This is a genomic window from Arthrobacter sp. PsM3 (genome assembly GCF_030433895.1).
Taxonomy (GTDB): Bacteria; Actinomycetota; Actinomycetes; order Actinomycetales; family Micrococcaceae; genus Arthrobacter.
This window is the reverse complement of record NZ_JARUXE010000128.1, coordinates 1-473: the sequence shown is the minus strand read 5'-3', so window position 1 is coordinate 473 and position 473 is coordinate 1. Positions and strand designations below refer to the sequence as shown.

1 pseudogene is annotated in these 473 nt (G+C 67.4%); it reads right to left on the bottom strand.

Going from position 1 to position 473, the window contains the following annotated elements:
* Positions 1-473: pseudogene (locus QCD75_RS21900) on the bottom strand (lipoyl synthase); the annotation flags it as partial.

Sequence of the window (473 nt, the reverse complement as noted above, 5' to 3'; positions counted from 1 at the left end):
GCGAGGAGTGAGCTGGCTTCCTGGCGGGTGGTGCCGGAGGACTCGATGTGGGCGAGGTGGGCCGGGATGTCCCAGCCTTTCTTGCGCATCGCGGTGGCCCAGAGCCGGCCGGCGCGGTAGGAGGAGCGGACCAGGGGCCCGGACATGACGCCGAGGAAGCCGATCTCGTCGGCTTCGTGCTGCAGGTCCACGAATTCCTGGGGCTTGACCCAGCGGTCCACCGGGAGGTGGCGTTCGGAGGGGCGCAGGTACTGGGTGATGGTGATCAGGTCACAGCCGGCGTCGTGCAGGTCCTGGAGGGCTTCGGAGATTTCCTCTCGGGTCTCGCCCATGCCCAGGATCAGGTTGGACTTGGTGACCATGCCGAGCTTGCGGCCCTGGGTGATGACGTCCAGGGAGCGGTCGTATCGGAACGCGGGGCGGATGCGCTTGAAGATCCGCGGGACGGTCTCGACGTTGTGGGCGAAGACCTC